This is a genomic window from Streptomyces sp. NPDC014991 (assembly GCF_043080665.1).
In the GTDB taxonomy this organism is placed as follows: domain Bacteria; phylum Actinomycetota; class Actinomycetes; order Streptomycetales; family Streptomycetaceae; genus Streptomyces.
This window is the reverse complement of the sequence record NZ_JBIBVY010000007.1, coordinates 225,697-242,279: the sequence shown is the minus strand read 5'-3', so window position 1 is coordinate 242,279 and position 16,583 is coordinate 225,697. Positions and strand designations below refer to the sequence as shown.

The window sequence follows — 16,583 nt, the reverse complement described above, 5'->3', positions numbered from 1 at the left end:
CCCGACTTGACTCCCGCACCGCTCGCCGCCGTCACCGGAGCCGAGGGCTTCATCGGCTCCCACCTCACCGAGGCCCTCGTCGCCTCCGGCCACCGGGTCAGAGCCATGGCCCAGTACAACTCCTTCTCCTCCTACGGCTGGCTGGAGACCCTCGCCCCGGACGTTCTGGACCAGGTGGAGATCGTCCTCGGCGACGTCCGCGACCCCGGCTCGGTCCGCGGCCTGCTCGACGGCGCCGACGTCGCCTACCACCTGGCCGCGCTGATCGCGATCCCGTACTCCTACCAGGCCCCGCACAGCTACGTGGAGACCAACGTCACCGGCACCCTCAACGTGCTGGAGGCGGTCCGCGCCCTCGGCACGCCCCGGCTGGTGCACACCTCCACCAGCGAGACCTACGGCACCGCGCGGACCGTGCCCATCACCGAGGACCACCCCATCAACACCCAGTCCCCGTACGCCGCTTCGAAGGCCGGCGGCGACCGGCTGGCCGACAGCTACCACGCCAGCTTCGGCACCCCTGTCGTCACGCTCCGTCCGTTCAACACCTTCGGCCCGCGCCAGTCGATGCGCGCCGTCATCCCCACCGTCATCGGCCAGGTAGCGGCGGGGGAACGGACCATCACGCTCGGCGATCTGCGCCCCACCCGTGACTTCACCTTCGTCCGGGACACCGCGCAGGCGTTCCTCGCCGTCGGCACCGCACCCGCCGAGCAGGTCGTGGGCCGCACCTTCAACGCCGGGACGGGCGGCGAGATCTCCGTCGGCGACCTCGTCGCGCTGATCGGCAAGGTGATGGACACCGCCCTCGACATCCGTGAGGACCCCGCGCGCATCCGGCCGGCCGGCTCCGAGGTCATGCGGCTGGTCGCCGACGCCACCCGGCTCGCCGGGGCCACCGGCTGGCAGCCCGCCCACACTCTCGAACAGGGTCTCGCCCACACCGTGGAGTTCTTCCGCGACCCGGCCAACCTGGCCCGCTACAAGACCGGTATCTACAACATCTGACCCGACCGGCACGTCCCCTGTTGTGTCCTTGCGTCAATGAAGGAGGAGCCCCATGCACGCAGTGATCCTGGCGGGAGGCAAGGGCGTCCGGCTGCGGCCCTACACCACCGCGCTGCCCAAGCCGCTCGTCCCGATCGGAGACCAGCACGCCATCCTGGAGATCGTGCTGCGCCAGCTGTCGGCAGCGGGCTTCACCCGCTGCACCATCGCGATAGGCCACCTCGGTGAGATCATCCGCGCGTACGTCGGGGACGGCTCCCAGTGGGGCATGAACGTCGACTACGCCACCGAGGAGAGCCCGCTCGGCACCATGGGCCCGCTGCTCACCCTCAAGGACCGGCTGCCCGAGACGTTCCTGGTCATGAACGGCGACATCCTCACCGACCTCGACTACGCCGACGTCCTGCGCCGCCACGAGCGGTCGGGTGCCCCGCTGACCATCGCCACGTACGCCCGCAAGGTCCACATCGACTTCGGCGTGCTCACCACCGACGCGAGCAGGGTCGTCGCGTTCACCGAGAAGCCCAGCATGGACTACCGCGTCTCCATGGGCGTCTACGGCCTCAGCCGCGCGACCCTGGACGGCTACACGCCGGGCCTGCCGCTCGGCTTCGACGAGCTCGTCCTGGACCTGCTCAGGCACCAGGACCCGCCGCACGCCTACGAGTTCGACGGCTATTGGCTGGACATCGGCCGTCCGGACGACTACGACCGGGCCAACGCCGAGTTCACCAGCCGCAAGTCCCTGCTGCTCAAGGGAGCCTGAGTACCACATGCGCATTCTCGTCCTCGGCGGCACCGGATATCTGGGCCGCCACGTGGCCGAGCGGCTGCGCGCCCTGCCGGGCGCGCAGGTCGTCGCCGCCGGCCGCACCGCCTCGGCGGAATTCGGCGTCGACCTCGCCGCCGACCCGCCCGATCGGCTCGCGAAGACCCTCGCGACGGCCGCCCCCGACGCCGTCGTCAACTGCGCGGGCGCCACCGGCGGCGACGCCGTGACCCTGGCCGAGGTCAACACCCGCGGCCCGGCCCTCCTCTGCGCGGCGATGCGCGAGGCGGCCCCCACCGCCCGCCTGGTGCACCTGGGTTCGGCCGCCGAGTACGGGCCGGGCACCCCGGACGTGCCGGTCGACGAGACGGTGCCCGCCTGCCCGGTGACGCCCTACGGCGCGACCAAGCTGGCGGGCACGGTGGCGGTGACCTCCGCGGCACTGGACGCCGTGGTGCTGCGGGTCGGCAATCCGGTCGGCCCCGGCGCCCCCCTCGCGAGCCTGCCCGGCCGGCTGGCCGCGCTGCTGCGCTCGGCCGGCCCGGACCCGGAGGCGGTACTGCGCCTCGGGGACCTCTCCGCGCACCGCGACTTCGTCGACGTACGCGACGTGGCCCGGGCGGCCGAGTTCGCCGTCACCACCCCCGGACCCCTGCCCGCCGTGCTCAACATCGGCAGCGGAACGGCCGTCCCGGTACGGCAGTTGGTGCACGGCCTGGCGCGGCGGGCGGGCTTCCGGGGACGGGTGGAGGAGAGCACGGCCGGCTCGGCGCGCTCCGCGCAGGTGTCGTGGCAGTGCTCGGACATCTCCGCCGCGGCCCGGGCCCTCGGCTGGCGGCCGGTCCACAGCCTCGACGACGCGCTGGCCGCACTGTGGGCGGCCGAGGCGGAGCGCGTGCCGTGAGCCTGCTGGTACCGCTGTACGTGCACCCGGCCGAGGACCCCGGCGCCTGGCACCGGCTGATCGCGGCGGCGGACCGCACCTACGCGGTCGTCCTCAACCCGGCGAGCGGACCCGGCAGCGCCCCCGACCCGGCCTTCACGGCGGCTGCCCGGGCCCTGCGCGCGGCCGGTGCCCGCCTCCTCGGCTACGTCGACACCGACTACGGCGTCCGGGACCGGGACCGGATCACCGAGGACATGCGCCGCCACCAGGACTGGTACGGGGCCGACGGCTGCTTCCTGGACCGGGTCACCGCCGGTCCGGACGGCCTGCCCGCCTGCCGCCGTCTGGTCCGGGACCTGCGGCGGCTCGGTGCCGGCACCGTCGTTCTCAACCCGGGCGTCCACCCGGCGCCCGGCTACACCCGGCTGGGCGACCTGACCGTCACCTTCGAGGGGCACTGGTCGACGTACGTCTCGGCGTTCACCCGGCCGGCCTGGACCGCCCGGCACCCGCCGGACCGGCTGTGCCACCTGGTCTACGGCGTCCCCGAGGCCCTCGTCCCGCTCGCCGTCCGCACGGCACACGAGCGGGGCGCCGCGGTGTGCGGGCCGGTGACCGGCGAACCGCCCAACCCCTGGGCCGGGTTGAGCCCGGCGTTGACCGGTGGGGACGGTGTGGAAGGCTGAGCCGGGTCCGTATCCGCAGCACGGGAGGCAACCACCGGTATGGCCGTCATCCACGACACCACCCTCAAGCCGAGCAAGACGGAACTGCTCACCGACTGGCTGCCCACCCGCCCCTGGTACCGCGGTGGTCCCGGCGCGCCCGTGCTGGAGCGGTCCGGCGGGTTCCGGCTGGACGACCCCGACGGCGAGGTCGGCATGGAGTTCATCGTGGTCACCGACACCGCGAGCCCCGAGCGGACGGCGTACCTGGTGCCGCTCACCTACCGCGGGGCGCCGTCGGCGGGTGCCGAACACGCCCTGATCGGCACGATGGAGCACGGGGTGCTGGGCAAGCGCTGGGTCTACGACGGCTGTCACGACCCTGTGCTGTTCACCGAGCTGCTGGCGCTGATCGAGGGCCGGGCGCAGGCGATGGCGCAGAGCGTCAGCGACACACCCGACCACGAGGTGACCCGCTCCCACACCGGCGCCGCCCTCAGCCCCGACGGCCTCGCTCCCGAGCCGGCCGACGACCGGGACGGCACCCGTCTGCCCGCGCCCCACGGGACGGTCCTGGACGTCCACCGCGTTCTGACCCCCGTCGACGAGAATCCGCCCCTGCCCCCGCGGGGAGCGCTCGGGCATGTCGCCACCGGGTGGCCGGGTCCGGACGGCACCCGGCTGCGGGCCGTCCTCATGACCCTGCGCAACGCCTGATCCGGGCGCCGCCCACCGCCCACCGCCCCCCGTCCGCCGGCCGGCGGGCGGCGGGCGGCGCCGAGCGGCGGTGCCGCGCGTGGCGTCGGGGGAGGCCCGCCCACTTCATCCATCTGGCATGCACTGGTCAAATCTGTCACCCTTTCGGCAGTCGTCGCCCCGACCCCGTGGAGGCGCGACGGGCTCTTCGGCACAAGCGATCGCGCAAGCCCCGAACGCGGCCGCCCCGGCGAACCCCGGCCGGGCGGCCTTCGAGCAGGCCGGAACCCCGGCCGCCACGAAGGAGTAGCGTGTGAGAACCGCCCCCCACAAGGCCCTCGGCGCCGGTGCGCTCACCGTCGCCGCGGTGGCCGCCCTCGTACTCCCCGGCACCCCCGCCGCCGCCGCCGGTCCCGGCCCCGCCCCCGCCGCCTGCGCTCCCGCCCAGGTCGTCGCCAACGGGGGCTTCGAGAGCGGGACTTCACCGTGGACCCAGTCCCCCTCCACCGTGATCACCAGCCGCGCCGGCCAGACCGCCCACGGCGGCAGCTCCTACGCCTGGCTGGACGGCGCGGGCAGCACCCGCACCGACACCCTCAGCCAGAGCGTGACGATCCCCTCCGGGTGCACCACCGCCACCCTCGGCTTCTGGCTGCACACCGACACCGCCGAGACCACCACGTCCGTCGCCTACGACAAGCTGACGGCCAAGATCGGCAGCACGACGCTGGCCACCTACTCGAACCTGGACGAGAACACCGGCTACGTCCACAAGACGATCGACGTGTCGTCGTTCGCCGGCCGGACGGTGAACCTGTCCTTCACCGGGACCGAGGACTCCAGTCTCCGGACGAGCTTCGTCCTTGACGACATCACCCTCGACACCTCCGGCGGCACCACGCCACCACCGGCCGACTCCACCCGCACCCCCGCGGCACCCGCGTACACCGTGAATCTGAGCAGCGACACGAGCGGCACCGTCTGGACCGGGCGTGAGAGCGTCACCTTCACCAACGCCTCCGCCACCGCGCTCGGCGAGGTCTACCTGCGGCTGTGGGACAACTACCACGGCACCTGCGACGCCATGCCGGTCAAGGTCAGCAACGTCACCGGCGGCAGTGCCGGCGCCCTCTCCGTGGCCTGCACCGCCCTGAGGATCGACCTGCCGTCCCCGCTCGCCCAGGGCCAGTCCGCCACCATCGGCTTCGACCTGGGCATCACCGTGCCCAGCGGGGCCGACCGGTTCGGCCACGACGGCGCGTTCAGCTTCGTCGGCAACGCGCTGCCCGTCCTCGCGGTCCGCGACAGCGCGGGCTGGCACCTGGACCCGTACACCAACAACGGCGAGTCGTTCTACTCCCTGGCCGCCGACTTCAAGGTCACCCTGGACCACCCGGCCGGGCTGCTGGTCCCGGCCACCGGCACCTCCACGGACACACCCGGCTCCAGCGGCCGTACGGTCACCACGGCCACCGCCTCCGAGGTCCGCGACTTCGCCTGGGCCGCCGGACCGTTCACCAGGATCTCCGGCACATCGGCCGCCGGCGTCCCGGTGAACGTGTACTCCGTCTCGGGCATCAGTTCCTCCAGCGCCCAGTCGATGCTCAGCACCGCCAAGACGGCGGTCGACGCCCACGCGGCCCGGTTCGGCGCCTATCCCTACGGCGAACTGGACGCCGTCATCGACAACAACTACTGGTTCGGCGGCATGGAGTACCCCGGGTTCGTCCTGGACCTGGTCAGCACCACCGCCCTCACCCACGAGATCGCCCACCAGTGGTGGTACGGCATCGTCGGCGACGACGAGTACACCAGCCCCTGGCTGGACGAGTCGTTCACCGACTACGCCACCGACCTCGCCCAGGGCAAGACCGGCAGCAACTGCTGGAGCAGCGTCTCCTGGGCCTCCGGCACCGAGAAGATCACCAACTCGATGGCCTACTGGGACGCGCACTCCTCGCGGTACTCCACCGTCGTCTACGGCTACGGCAAGTGCGCCCTGCACGACCTGCGGCGCGTCCTCGGTGACACGGCCATGGCCAAGCTGCTGAAGGACTACGCCACCGCGCACTGGTACGGGGTGTCCACCACGGCCGAGTTCAAGGCGGCGGCCCAGGCCGCCACGAGCACGGACCTGACCTCCTTCTGGACCCAGCACCGCATCGACGGCTGACGACCACCCGAACGGGTAAAGACCGGCCGCGGATGGCGTCGTTGGGAGGTACCCGGGGTGCGGGACGACCCGACCCCGGGTCAGATGGAGGGCGTGCGAAACTTCATAACTCCCTTCCGCGGCCCGTCCCCCCTGTGCCTCACCGGCACCCTGACCGGCCTCCTCCTGTTCCTGTCCAGCGCCCCGGCCGTGCCCCTGCCGGCCGGAGGCGCTCCCGTACGCGGCACTGCCTACATGGGCATCGGCGTACTCGCCCACGACGGCTCCGACGGCACCCCGCCCCCGGCCCCCCGCGCCTCCCAGGCCGAGGGCGTCGACGTCTCCAGCTACCAGGGAGCCGTCGACTGGAAGACGCTGTGGGGCGCCGGCACCACGTGGGCCTACACGAAGGCCACCGAGGGCACCTCCTACACCAACCCCTACTTCAGCAAGCAGTACACGGGTGCGTACGACACCGGCCTGATCCGCGGCGCCTACCACTTCGCGACCCCGGACACCGCCGGCGGCGCCGCCCAGGCCGACTACTTCGTGCAGCACGGCGGCGGCTGGTCCAAGGACGCCAAGACGCTGCCCGGAGCCCTCGACATCGAGTGGAACCCGTACGGCGACGACTGCTTCGGCAAGTCCAAGAGCGGCATGGTCAGCTGGATCCGCGACTTCCTCAACCGGTACAAGTCCCGCACCGGCCGTGACGCGGTCATCTACACGGCCACCAGCTGGTGGACCCAGTGCACCGGCGGCTACGCCGGCTTCGGCGCGACCAACCCACTGTGGATCGCGCGTTACGCCTCCACGGTCGGACCGCTGCCTGCGGGCTGGAAGGCACACACCATGTGGCAGTACACCTCCACCGGCAAGACGGTCGGCGACCACGACCGCTTCAACGGACCCAAGGACGCGGTGCGGGACTTCGCCACCGGCTGAGTGCCCACCGCCGTCGCCCAGTCCACGTCCACGTCGTCGAAGAGCAACTCGTGCTCGCGGGCCCGCATCGCCGCGATCGCCGCCCGGCGCGGGCGGTGAGCCGGATCAGCGAGGAACGGCGGTGCGCGGGGTTCGCCAGGCTCTCCACCAGCCCCTGGCACGTGGCCTCGTCCACCATGCGCGGACGAACTGCCGGCTGAGCGCCTGCGCCCGGCCATCTGCGGGACCGTCACAGGCCCTCGCGCGCGCAGCAGATCCAGCACCGTGCGCACGCCGACCGGGAGACCCTCGGTCGGCGGTGGCCTGCTCCACCTTGCGGTGCCCCCGCCGGTAAAGCGGGCCGACCAGATCGAAGACCTCGATGAGGTGGTCGGCCAGCTCGTCCGGGTCCGGTTCGGCGGTGGGCGCGGGGGCGGGGACGGTGGGCTCGTCCTTCACGCGACCATCCGCCGGCCTCCCGTCCGGGGAACTGGTGACGACGGCCGAGGTCTGCGCGGGCCTCGGCCTCGTCGGCGACCGCTGCCTCAGCCGCCCCGCCCACCGCAACGCGTCGGTCACCCTCATGGCGGCCGAGCGGCTGCCGCAGCCGGGGCCAACGTCCTGCTGGGGTGGGCCCGGCCGTGTCCGGTGTGCGGGGGGACCAAGGGGGACAGTGACGCCGTCCGGCCGGAGCCGGCCGGGGTGACGATCCTGGCGAGTACACCGGCCGGCCGAGGCCGCGCTCACGCGCCGGAGGCGGCCAGTTGGCCGGCCAGCCGGTGGGCCTGGGCGAGCAGCGCGCCGTACGTGGCGACCTCGTCGGGATCGTCCCTGACGGAGCGGGCGAGGTCCCGGCGCAGCTCGGTGAGCGTGTCGCGCAGCCGCGCCGCGGCCTCGTGCAGCTCGTCCTCGCAGGCGTCGCCGAACCGGCTGTGGCTGTACAGCCACAGCGCGTGGGCGGTCTGGCGCAGGAACTCGGCGTAACGGCGGGCCGGCCCGGGCCGCGGCCGGTGCGGCGCTCCGTCCTCGGCGGCTGCCTCCATGACCGTGCGGGTCACCCCCGCGGTGTGGACGGCCGCGTAGTCCAGGACCAAGAGCGCGTCGTCGTACTCCTTGCCGGGTGGCGGCGCGGCGCCGGCGCGCCGCCGCCGCAGGTTCACCCGCAGGCTCTCCCGGCTCCGCTCGACCGCCGAGCGGGCCTCCTCCACCAGCCGGTACAGCCGCAGGGCCCGCTCGTGCCAGGCGCCGGCCTCCTCTGCGTCCCAGCGTCCCCCGGCCAGCCCGTCCGCCACGTCCCGCAGGATGTCGTGGGCCTCCTCGGTCGCGTCCTGGAGCACGGCGCGGGTGTCGCGCAGATACAGCGGCGGCCGTACCAGCGCGTTGACGGTGATGCCGACGACCGCCCCGAACAGGGCCTCGGTGAGCCGGGCCGTGGAGGTGGCGACGCTCACGGGCCCGTTGGTGAGGACGAACAGGGCGCCGGTGGCCGCGTTGATGCCCTGGCTGCCCAGCCGCCGCCACCGGCCGAGCAGCATGGCCAGGGGGAGGACGACCGCCATCGCGGCCACGGTGCTGTGCAGCAGCAGCCCGGCCGCGGTGGCGGCGATCGTGCCGGCCCCGATCGCGGCGAGCTGTTGCAGTCCGTGGGCGATCGACCGGTACACGGTCGTCTCCACCAGGACGACCGCCACCCAGGGCGCGACGAACGCCACCGGCGCGTGCAGCCACCACCCCGCCACCACCCAGGCCAGCCACGCGGCCAGCGCGGCCTTCACCGCCTGGAGGGCCATGTCCCTTTCCCGGCCCGGTCCCGTCCAGGCCTGTCGCACCGTGTGTACCGCGTCCGACAGATCACGTCGTACACCCTGCAAGGTCATTCCCGTCCCACGCATTGTGACCCGGGTGCCACCGGTCGGCCCCGTCCATGCACCCACCCGTACACGGGCACTGTGACGATGCACACCACCCCGTGGCGGGCCGGGCCGTCAGGGGGGCACCGCGCGCAGGGCACGCAGCACCGACCAGACCACCGAGACCAGCGGGACCGCCACGACGGCACCGATCACCCCCGCGACGACGCTGCCCGCGATGACGGACAGCGCGACGACGAGCGGGTGCAGCCGTACCGCCCAGCTCATCACCAGCGGATGCAGCACATGCCCCTCCAGCTGGCCGATCACGACGATCAGGACCAGCACGCACGCCGCCGTGAAAGGTCCGCGCCCGGCGAGCGCGACGACCGTGGCGACCGCCAGGGCGACCGGTGAGCCCACCAGCGGCACGAACGCCGCGAAGAACTCCAGCAGGGCCAGCGGCAGCGCGAGGGGCACCCGCAGCACCAGCAGGGCGACACCGACCAGTACGGCGTTGGTGGCGGCCACGATGATGATGCCCCGCGTGTACCCGGCGAAGCTGTGCCAGGCCGCCCGCCCCGCCCGGTCCCAGGCCGCACGGGCACCGCCGGGCAGCAGCTGGTCGCGTGCCCAGCCCCACAGGTGCTCGCCGGAGTGGATGAAGAACACCGACGCGAACAGCGCGAGCGCGCCGCCCGCGGCCACCTCCACCACCCGGCCGAACTCGCTGACCGCACTGCTGAGCAGGGCTGCCCGGTGTGCGGAGACATAGCCCGTCAGCTGGTCCTGGAGGGCGGAGAGCCGGTCCGGGCTGATCCGGAACGGTGGCCGTTGCAGCCACTCCTGGATGCGGTGCGTACCGCCGCGCAGGTCGCCCACCAGCCGGCCCGACTCGCCCGCCACCGCCCTGCCCACCAGGGCGAGCAGGGCCAGCAGGAGCAGCAGGCTGCCGATCAGCGCCACGGCCACGGCGACCGGTCGCGGCAGGAACCGGCCGAGCAGGTCGGCGAGCGGGCGCAGGACGGACGTCACGACCAGGGCGAGGAACAGGGCCACGGCGATCAGCTGGAAGCTGCCGAGGACGCTGAAGACGCCGTAGACGACGATGCCGACGAGGATCAGCCGCCAGGAGAAGGCCGCGGCGACCCACAGCCACGGCACCGTCCGCTCGGCCGGCGGCGCCGGCGGCTCCGGTCGGGGCGGCGCCGGCAGCCGCACCGAGTAGGCCGGCCGGCTGCCCAGCACCCGGCCGGCGGCCCGCCGCCCGCCGCCTCGCTTGGACACCCGTCGGCGCTCCTCGCCCACCACCGTTCGCGCCTCCTCGCCACGCATGACGGTCGGTCACCTCCACAGCACCGTAAGCACAGGGTGGCGAAGGGGCGCGCCGAGCGCCCCCGCCGGGCTCCCTCGGCGGCCCGCGCACGGCGCCCGGCGGGGGGCGGCCGAACGGGCGTGCGGAGGTGAAGGGACCCGCAATGCCGAGGGGGCGGACGGGCGCTCGTCCGGACGGCGGCGGCCGTAAGGGAGGGCATCCGTACCGGACCTCGGCGGACCGGGCTGAAGGCCCGGTCCGCCGCCGTGCCGACGGGCCGGCCCGGTTCCGGGCGGTCACAGGACCTTCACAGCCGGCGAGGGTGGACGTGCCGGAGGGGGGCACTCGCGTCGGTGTCCCCGGCAGGGAGGGGGAACCTCCAGTGATCATCGTCGCGGTTCTGCTGTTCCCGGTCCTCGGCCTCCTGCTGTACGGGCTGGACCAGGTCGAGGACCGGTGGGTGCTGCGGCCTCCGGCGTCCCGTCGCTCCCGGCACCGCCGGGAGCGCGCGGCACACCGTCGGTGACCGGCATCCCGCCGCACCCGCGGTGACGGGCGATCGCCTTCCCGAGTTCGGCTCGCTCGGACTCGGGAAGCGCGCCGCCCTGCGCGTGGTCCAGGACGTGCTCGGCGACCGTCCGCAGCTTGGTGTTGGTGCGCTGGGAGACGTCCCGAAGCACCCGCCAGGCGTCTTCCGGCGCCATCCGCCCCAGGACGACCACGACGCCGATGGCCTGGTCGATCACGGCGTGCGAGGTGATCGCGCGCCGCAGCTGCTCGTTCTCCTCGTGCATCCGGTGGTGTTCGGTCACCAGGTCGGTGGTCGAGAGGAGGACGAGCGGCTTGTTCCGGGAGACGGCGAAGAAGGCCATTGGAGCACCTGTTCGAGGTGGGGGGCGTCACTGCTTCACCTGCCCCCGGTGAGCGCATGCACACGAATCCGACCAGTGACGCCGGTCCCGGTCACGCCGTGCCGGTCCGCGCCGGTACGGCGCACGTCATCGGGGTGCGACGGTGCCCGCCGTGGGCCGCGCTCCCGGGCGCGGCGCCAGCTGCCCTACACGGCCCGGCTCGTCGGCAGCAGCTCGCGGATGTCGGCGGGCAGCGCCCCGGCCATCCGTTCGGTCAGTTCCGGGGCGAGGGCGGCGTCCAGCACCTCCAGGACGGCGGCGGCCTCCCGCAGCGCCGTGTCCTCGTCGGTGCCGGCCCGGACGGCGATGCGTCCGGCGAAGGCGGTCAGCCCGAACCGTTCGCCCGACGTGCCGGAGTCGGGCCCGGCCGAGGCGTCGGCCGCCTCCCGCATGGCCGCCGCCATGTCGTGCGGCAACTGGGCGGCCACATGCCGGGCCAGCCCGGTCGGCAGCCGTTCCGACAGCGTGGTCACCACTGCGTGCGCGGCCCGCTCGGCCGTTCCCCGGTCGGGCAGCTGGGCCAGCGCCTGCACCTTTCCGATCATCTCGTCGTGCCGCATGAGGCCGGTCCCTTCGCGCGAAGTCCTGACGGCAACGCCGTCCCGCGGGCGTGGCGGCCCCGCACGGGTACCCCCGCAGCCGCGCCGCGTCACCGTCGCCGGAGGCCCTGTGCCGTCGTCGCCGTGGCGCGGGGCCGGCGTCGACGGCGTAGGATCGCTGATCATCGTGCGAGGTGCGCATGACAGGAATAGGACTGGCCGCACCGCTGTGGGACATCCACAACGGGCAGGAGCCGCGGCAGCTGGCCGAAATCGGACTGGCGCTCGTGCTGTCCAGCCTGATCGGCTGGGAGCGCGCGGCCCAGCAGAAGAGCGCGGGCCTGCGCACCCACACGCTGGTCGGCATCGCCAGCGCGCTGATGATGGAGGTCTCCCAGCACGGGTTCAGCGCGGTGCTGGGCCTGGAGAACGTGTCCTTCGACCCCTCCCGCGTCGCGTCGCAGATCGTCTCCGGGATCGGCTTCATCGGCGGCGGCCTGATCTTCGTACGACGTGACGCCGTACGGGGCCTGACGACGGCCGCCACCGTCTGGCTGACCTGTGCGGTCGGCATGGCCTGCGGTGGCGGGCTGCCCGTACTCGCGGTGGTGGTGACGGCGCTGCACTTCCTGGTGGTGCGGGGCTACCCACGGCTCTCCCGCCGTCTGGTCCCCGGCACGGCCGCCGCCACCTTCGAGGCGCGCCTGACCTACCGGACCGGCTCGGCGCTGCTGCCGCGCCTGATGGAGGACTGCACCCGGCGCGGCTTCCGGATCGTCCAGGTCAAGGTCGAACGGCTGCCCGACCGCACTGACGCCGCCGCCCGGGTCCTGCTGCGGCTGGAGGGCACCGCGGACCCCTCGTGGCTGGCGTCGGAACTCTTCCAGGACGACGGTGTACTCGATGTGGAGCTGACCACCGCGGCGGACGACGAATAGCCCGCACGGGGGAGGGGCCTGTCCGCGCGACGGCACCCGCGCGGGGGGACGAACGGCGCACGAGTGACCGCCCGCGCGGCACGGCGAACCGTCCGCGCGGGCGGTGGCACGGCCGGGTCAGTCGTCGGTCGCCTGCTGGGTCCACGTCCAGGCGTAGTGCAGCCAGTCGGACACGGTCAGCGCGCTCAGGCCCCCGCACACCAGCCGGGTGAGCCGGGGTGCCGCCGCGTAGGAGCAGACCAGGGCGCCGGCGGTCCAGGCGGCGGTACAGAACGGGCAGGCCAGCAGGTCGCCGACGGCCCGCCGGGGCCCGCTGCCCCGGGGTTCGTCCATGACCTCGCTGGCCTCGCCCTCGCCCGTACGGCGGGTGAAGGGTGCCCGCAGAAAACTGGTGATCTTGGCTCGGGTCAGTACCCTCGACGCCTTGTAGGTCGCCGTGCCGAGCAGTGCGACGTCCCACGGCGGCACCTCCTCCGGCAGCCGGACTCCGCGCTGCCGGGCCACGACCGCGAACGTGCCGACGCCCGCCGCGAAGACGGAGGCGAGAGCCGCGTATCCCGCGAGGGGAACCTCGCCCTGGTCGTCGTAGCCTGCGGCGTCCGTCGTCATGAGACCTCCCGTACCTGTGTTCACGTGCCCTTCGGTGGGCGCGCACCGAGTTCCCTCGGCCGCGGGGGCGACACGTGACCTTCCGGCGCGTCACCCGGCAAAACCGTGTACGACGTGGGACAGGACACATATGACCTGGTTCGCACCCCCTCCCGGGCGCCCCCGGTGCCGGGCTACCGTGACGTCGAGCCCTTTCCCCTGCGCACCTCGGACGGCCCGGCTGTGCTCACTGACCTGTCTCCCCTGATAGCCGCGACGGCACGCTGGCTGACCGTCGCCTACCCGCCGTGCGGTGGCGCGCTGGCCGCCGCGCTGTGCGAAGCGCAGGCCCGGCAGGCCGTGACCGTGGCCGCCTGGCTGCGGTACCCCACCGAGACCGACGCGGCCCTGGTCGCCCTGGCCGGCCCCGGGGGCGCGGCCCGCCTCGACTGGCTCAGCGGCGCCGAGCCGGCCGACGGTCACCCGGCCGGGGAATGGGCGTGGCGCACCTGGGTGGACGAGATCGTGGCCAGCTGGGCCGCCGCGCTGCTCTCCGACGCCGAACTGGCCGGGGCGGCCGTCGCCGCACTCGCCGGGGGCGGCCACACCGCGTCCGCGCCGGTCGAGTTCCGCCGGCTGCTCGCCCCCGACGCCGGCGACCGTCGCGCCGCCGCCCTGCTGCGCCACCCCGACCTGCTCGCCCCGGTGGCCGAACTCCACCAGGACCAGCTCCTCGACCGCCTCGCCCCCGGCCGGCCCCTCGCGGCCTGACCCCCTCCCGGGCGGTCCACGACGGACGGCGCACCCCGCCGCTCACGCCCCTGCCCGGCGTCAGCGATCGATCACCGCGGCCCCGCCGGAGAGCGCCGGACGGTCACCGCGATCCCCGAGGCGCCGCCCGAAGCGCGCCGCGCCGAACCGGCCGGGCGTGGCAGACGGCCTCGTGACCCCGCCGTGCGATCCGGATGGCGGAAGGGACCCGGGCGAGGCGGGCGAAACGCCGTGGCGGTTCTTCACCGCACCCCGGCGAACGACGACCATGCCGTGCCATGGACATCCTGCTGGTCGCCAGCGCGTTCAACAGCCTCTCCCAGCGCGTGTACGCCGAACTGTCGGACCTCGGGCACCGGGTGGACGCGGTGCTCGCCGCACACGGCCCCGACCCGGTCCGCGCCGCCGTGCGCGAGCTGCGGCCGGAGCTGATCATCGCGCCGATGCTCAGGACGGCCCTGCCCGAGGACGTGTGGCGCGACCACACCTGCCTGATCGTGCACCCGGGCCCGCCCGGCGACCGCGGCCCGTCCGCCCTGGACTGGGCCATCGCCGGCGGGGCGGAACAGTGGGGCGTGACCGTGCTCCGGGCCGAGGCGGCGATGGACGCGGGCGCGATCTGGGCGGCCGAGCCGTTCCCCGTGCCGCCCGTCGGCAAGAGCGACCTCTACCGCAACGAGGCCTCCGACGCCGCCGTCACCGCCGTCCTGACGGCCGTACGGCGCTACGCCGAAGGCGCGTACAAACCCCTCCCTCAGACCGACGCCTCGGTCACGGTCGTCTGGCGCGACTTCTTCCGGCAGGAGCAGCGGCGGATCGACTGGGAGCGCGACGACACCGAGACGGTGCTGCGCACGCTCCGCGGCGCCGACTCCCAGCCGGGCGTCCTGGACGAACTGCTCGGCCGCCAGGTGTTCCTGCACGGCGGGCACCCCGAGGACCGGCTGCGCGGCCGCCCCGGCGCCCTGCTGGCCCAGCGCGCCGGAGCCGTCTGCCGGGCCACCCGGGACGGCGCGGTCTGGATCCCGGAACTGCGTCCCCGCCGCGACTCCGGCGACCCGGCGCCCTTCCGCCGCCCGGCCGCCTCGGTGCTCGCCTCCCACCAGCCCGGTCTGCGGCTCCCGGACGACCCCGCACCCCTGGAACTGCCGCCCGGCCGGCGCACCTGGACCGACATCCGCTACCGGCAGCACGGCGACGCCGGCTTTCTCACCTTCTCCTTCCCGGGCGGCGCGATGAGCACCGACCAGTGCCGCAGGCTGCTCGCCGCGTACACGGAGGCCCTCACCCGCCCCACCCGCGTCCTCGTCCTCGGCGGGACACGTGACTTCTTCTCCAACGGCATCCACCTGAACGTCATCGAGGCCGCCCCCGACCCGGCCCAGGAGTCCTGGACGAACCTCGACGCCATGGACGACCTCGTGGAGGCCGTGCTGCGCACCACCGACCGGCTGGTGGTGGCCGCCCTCGCCGGCAACGCCGCGGCCGGCGGGGCCATGCTTGCCCTCGCCGCCGACCAGGTGTGGTGCCGCACGGGCGTCGTCCTCAACCCGCACTACCGGCGCATGGGCCTGTACGGCTCCGAGTTCTGGACCTACACCCTGCCGCGCCGTGTCGGCCCCGGCCACGCCCGCCGGCTGACCACCGAGGCACTGCCGGTCAGCGCCGCGTCCGCCGAACGGCTCGGCCTCGTGGACCGGCTGGTGCCGGCCGCACCGCAGGACTTCGCGGCCGAGGTGCGGCGCCTGGCGACCGCGCTCGCCGCCGCCCCGGATCTCGCCCGGCGGATCGCCGCCAAGGCGGCGGCCCGCGCGGCGGACGAGCGGGAACGGCCCCTGGCCGACCACCGGCAGGCGGAACTTGCCCGCATGCACGCCGTCTTCTTCGACCCCGGGGCCCCCTACCACGCCCTGCGCTCGGCCTTCGTCCGCAAGACACCCGCCGGCTCACCCCGGCCGCTCGCCCCGGCCGCCGGAGCCGTCCGGTGACGCCACGGATCCTGGTGGCCGGTGTCGGCAACATCTTCCTCGCCGACGACGCCTTCGGCCCGGAGGTGATCCGCGCGCTGGGACAGCGCCCGCTGCCGCCCGGGGTGCGGGTGCGCGACTACGGCATCCGCGGCATGGACCTCGCCTACGACCTGCTGGCCGGCTGCGCCACCGCCGTCCTGGTCGACGCGGCTCCGCGCGGGCACCACCCCGGCACCCTCTCACTGATCGAGGCCGAACCCCCCGACGCGACCGTCGCGCCCGAGGCCCACGGCATGGACCCGGCGAAGGTACTGGCCCTGGCCAGGCACCTGGGCGACGAGCCCCTGCCCAGGGTCCTCGTGCTGGCCTGTGAACCCGGCGTCCTGCCGGCCGGCGACGACCTCCTCGGGGGACTGAGCGCACCGGTGCGGGACGCGGTCGGCCGGGCGGTGGACGCGCTGCACGCGCTCGTGCCCGCCCTGCTCCACGATCCGGCCGGCCCTCTGCCCCCGTTGGGCCGCCCGGTGGAATCCGGCCCCCCGCACCCGGCTGCGCTGCGCGCGACGGCGCCCGGCGGCCCCCAGAATCGGTGAGACGCCGG

At 74.2% G+C, this 16,583-nt stretch carries 16 protein-coding genes and 1 pseudogene; 11 read left to right on the top strand and 6 right to left on the bottom strand.

Features of this window, described 5'->3' with window-relative positions:
* Positions 1-6 precede the first annotated feature (6 nt).
* The 7 genes from ACF1BE_RS14410 (at position 7) to ACF1BE_RS14380 (ending at position 7,121) form a co-directional block, all read left to right on the top strand.
* Positions 7-1,008: a GDP-mannose 4,6-dehydratase gene (locus tag ACF1BE_RS14410; protein ID WP_392199327.1), complete on the top strand. Its 1,002-nt coding sequence runs from the start codon at positions 7-9 to the stop codon at positions 1,006-1,008.
* 52 nt (positions 1,009-1,060) lie between these two features.
* Positions 1,061-1,774, top strand: coding sequence for an NDP-sugar synthase (locus tag ACF1BE_RS14405; RefSeq protein ID WP_392199326.1), 714 nt, complete (start codon positions 1,061-1,063; stop codon positions 1,772-1,774).
* A 7-nt stretch (positions 1,775-1,781) separates the two neighbouring features.
* Entirely contained in the window at positions 1,782-2,681 is a 900-nt protein-coding gene (locus tag ACF1BE_RS14400) for an NAD-dependent epimerase/dehydratase family protein (RefSeq protein ID WP_392199325.1), read from the top strand.
* Positions 2,678-3,349 carry a spherulation-specific family 4 protein gene (locus ACF1BE_RS14395; RefSeq protein WP_392199324.1) on the top strand — a complete coding sequence of 224 codons (672 nt, stop codon included), beginning with the start codon at positions 2,678-2,680 and terminating at the stop codon, positions 3,347-3,349. Before ACF1BE_RS14400 ends, ACF1BE_RS14395 begins: the two co-directional genes overlap by 4 nt.
* Before the next feature lie 39 nt (positions 3,350-3,388).
* Positions 3,389-4,045, top strand: a complete 657-nt coding sequence (locus ACF1BE_RS14390) for a 1,4-alpha-glucan branching protein (RefSeq protein ID WP_392199323.1) — start codon at positions 3,389-3,391, stop codon at positions 4,043-4,045.
* 292 nt (positions 4,046-4,337) lie between these two features.
* Positions 4,338-6,197 (top strand): M1 family aminopeptidase, encoded by a 1,860-nt coding sequence (locus ACF1BE_RS14385; protein WP_392199322.1) that lies wholly within the window; start codon positions 4,338-4,340, stop codon positions 6,195-6,197.
* 84 nt (positions 6,198-6,281) lie between these two features.
* The gene (locus ACF1BE_RS14380) at positions 6,282-7,121 is read left to right on the top strand and encodes a lysozyme (RefSeq protein ID WP_392199321.1); all 840 of its coding nucleotides are present in this window, start codon (positions 6,282-6,284) and stop codon (positions 7,119-7,121) included.
* Positions 7,122-7,162: 41 nt separating this feature from the next.
* Here the strand turns inward: ACF1BE_RS14380 and ACF1BE_RS14375 are convergent.
* From ACF1BE_RS14375 to ACF1BE_RS14355, 5 genes and pseudogenes are all read right to left on the bottom strand, one after another.
* Positions 7,163-7,559: pseudogene (locus ACF1BE_RS14375) on the bottom strand (MarR family transcriptional regulator); the annotation flags it as partial.
* A gap of 284 nt (positions 7,560-7,843) precedes the next feature.
* Positions 7,844-8,890 carry an aromatic acid exporter family protein gene (locus ACF1BE_RS14370; RefSeq protein ID WP_392199320.1) on the bottom strand — a complete coding sequence of 349 codons (1,047 nt, stop codon included), beginning with the start codon at positions 8,888-8,890 and terminating at the stop codon, positions 7,844-7,846.
* Between the two features lie 195 nt (positions 8,891-9,085).
* Positions 9,086-10,285, bottom strand: coding sequence for an AI-2E family transporter (locus ACF1BE_RS14365; RefSeq protein WP_392199319.1), 1,200 nt, complete (start codon positions 10,283-10,285; stop codon positions 9,086-9,088).
* A 366-nt stretch (positions 10,286-10,651) separates the two neighbouring features.
* A complete protein-coding gene (locus tag ACF1BE_RS14360) occupies positions 10,652-11,137 on the bottom strand; it encodes an ANTAR domain-containing protein (protein WP_392199318.1) in 486 nt (161 codons plus the stop codon).
* A 185-nt stretch (positions 11,138-11,322) separates the two neighbouring features.
* Positions 11,323-11,736: a DUF2267 domain-containing protein gene (locus tag ACF1BE_RS14355; protein ID WP_392199317.1), complete on the bottom strand. Its 414-nt coding sequence runs from the start codon at positions 11,734-11,736 to the stop codon at positions 11,323-11,325.
* Positions 11,737-11,915: 179 nt separating this feature from the next.
* Here ACF1BE_RS14355 and ACF1BE_RS14350 point away from each other — a divergent pair, with 179 nt between their 5' ends.
* Positions 11,916-12,653, top strand: a complete 738-nt coding sequence (locus tag ACF1BE_RS14350) for an MgtC/SapB family protein (protein WP_392199316.1) — start codon at positions 11,916-11,918, stop codon at positions 12,651-12,653.
* A gap of 117 nt (positions 12,654-12,770) precedes the next feature.
* On the opposite strand, the gene ACF1BE_RS14345 is transcribed toward ACF1BE_RS14350, so the two are convergent.
* The gene (locus ACF1BE_RS14345; RefSeq protein WP_392199315.1) at positions 12,771-13,262 is read right to left on the bottom strand and encodes a DUF1360 domain-containing protein; all 492 of its coding nucleotides are present in this window, start codon (positions 13,260-13,262) and stop codon (positions 12,771-12,773) included.
* A gap of 222 nt (positions 13,263-13,484) precedes the next feature.
* On the opposite strand from ACF1BE_RS14345, the gene ACF1BE_RS14340 reads away from it, so the two are divergent.
* From ACF1BE_RS14340 to ACF1BE_RS14330, 3 genes are all read left to right on the top strand, one after another.
* Positions 13,485-14,012: a hypothetical protein gene (locus ACF1BE_RS14340; protein ID WP_392199395.1), complete on the top strand. Its 528-nt coding sequence runs from the start codon at positions 13,485-13,487 to the stop codon at positions 14,010-14,012.
* A 278-nt stretch (positions 14,013-14,290) separates the two neighbouring features.
* The gene (locus tag ACF1BE_RS14335) at positions 14,291-16,000 is read left to right on the top strand and encodes a hydrogenase maturation protein (protein WP_392199314.1); all 1,710 of its coding nucleotides are present in this window, start codon (positions 14,291-14,293) and stop codon (positions 15,998-16,000) included.
* Positions 15,997-16,575, top strand: a complete 579-nt coding sequence (locus ACF1BE_RS14330; RefSeq protein ID WP_392199313.1) for a hydrogenase maturation protease — start codon at positions 15,997-15,999, stop codon at positions 16,573-16,575. Before ACF1BE_RS14335 ends, ACF1BE_RS14330 begins: the two co-directional genes overlap by 4 nt.
* Positions 16,576-16,583 lie beyond the last annotated feature (8 nt).

What these genes read in the sequence shown, in the direction of transcription:
- ACF1BE_RS14405 (WP_392199326.1), top strand. Translation starts at nt 1,061, where the DNA reads ATGCACGCAGTGATCCTGGCGGGAGGCAAGGGCGTCCGGCTGCGGCCC.
- ACF1BE_RS14400 (WP_392199325.1), top strand. Translation starts at nt 1,782, where the DNA reads ATGCGCATTCTCGTCCTCGGCGGCACCGGATATCTGGGCCGCCACGTG.
- ACF1BE_RS14390 (WP_392199323.1), top strand. Translation starts at nt 3,389, where the DNA reads ATGGCCGTCATCCACGACACCACCCTCAAGCCGAGCAAGACGGAACTG.
- ACF1BE_RS14380 (WP_392199321.1), top strand. Translation starts at nt 6,282, where the DNA reads ATGGAGGGCGTGCGAAACTTCATAACTCCCTTCCGCGGCCCGTCCCCC.
- ACF1BE_RS14370 (WP_392199320.1), bottom strand. Translation starts at nt 8,890, where the DNA reads ATGGCCCTCCAGGCGGTGAAGGCCGCGCTGGCCGCGTGGCTGGCCTGG.
- ACF1BE_RS14365 (WP_392199319.1), bottom strand. Translation starts at nt 10,285, where the DNA reads ATGCGTGGCGAGGAGGCGCGAACGGTGGTGGGCGAGGAGCGCCGACGG.
- ACF1BE_RS14360 (WP_392199318.1), bottom strand. Translation starts at nt 11,137, where the DNA reads ATGGCCTTCTTCGCCGTCTCCCGGAACAAGCCGCTCGTCCTCCTCTCG.
- ACF1BE_RS14355 (WP_392199317.1), bottom strand. Translation starts at nt 11,736, where the DNA reads ATGCGGCACGACGAGATGATCGGAAAGGTGCAGGCGCTGGCCCAGCTG.
- ACF1BE_RS14350 (WP_392199316.1), top strand. Translation starts at nt 11,916, where the DNA reads ATGACAGGAATAGGACTGGCCGCACCGCTGTGGGACATCCACAACGGG.
- ACF1BE_RS14345 (WP_392199315.1), bottom strand. Translation starts at nt 13,262, where the DNA reads ATGACGACGGACGCCGCAGGCTACGACGACCAGGGCGAGGTTCCCCTC.
- ACF1BE_RS14335 (WP_392199314.1), top strand. Translation starts at nt 14,291, where the DNA reads ATGGACATCCTGCTGGTCGCCAGCGCGTTCAACAGCCTCTCCCAGCGC.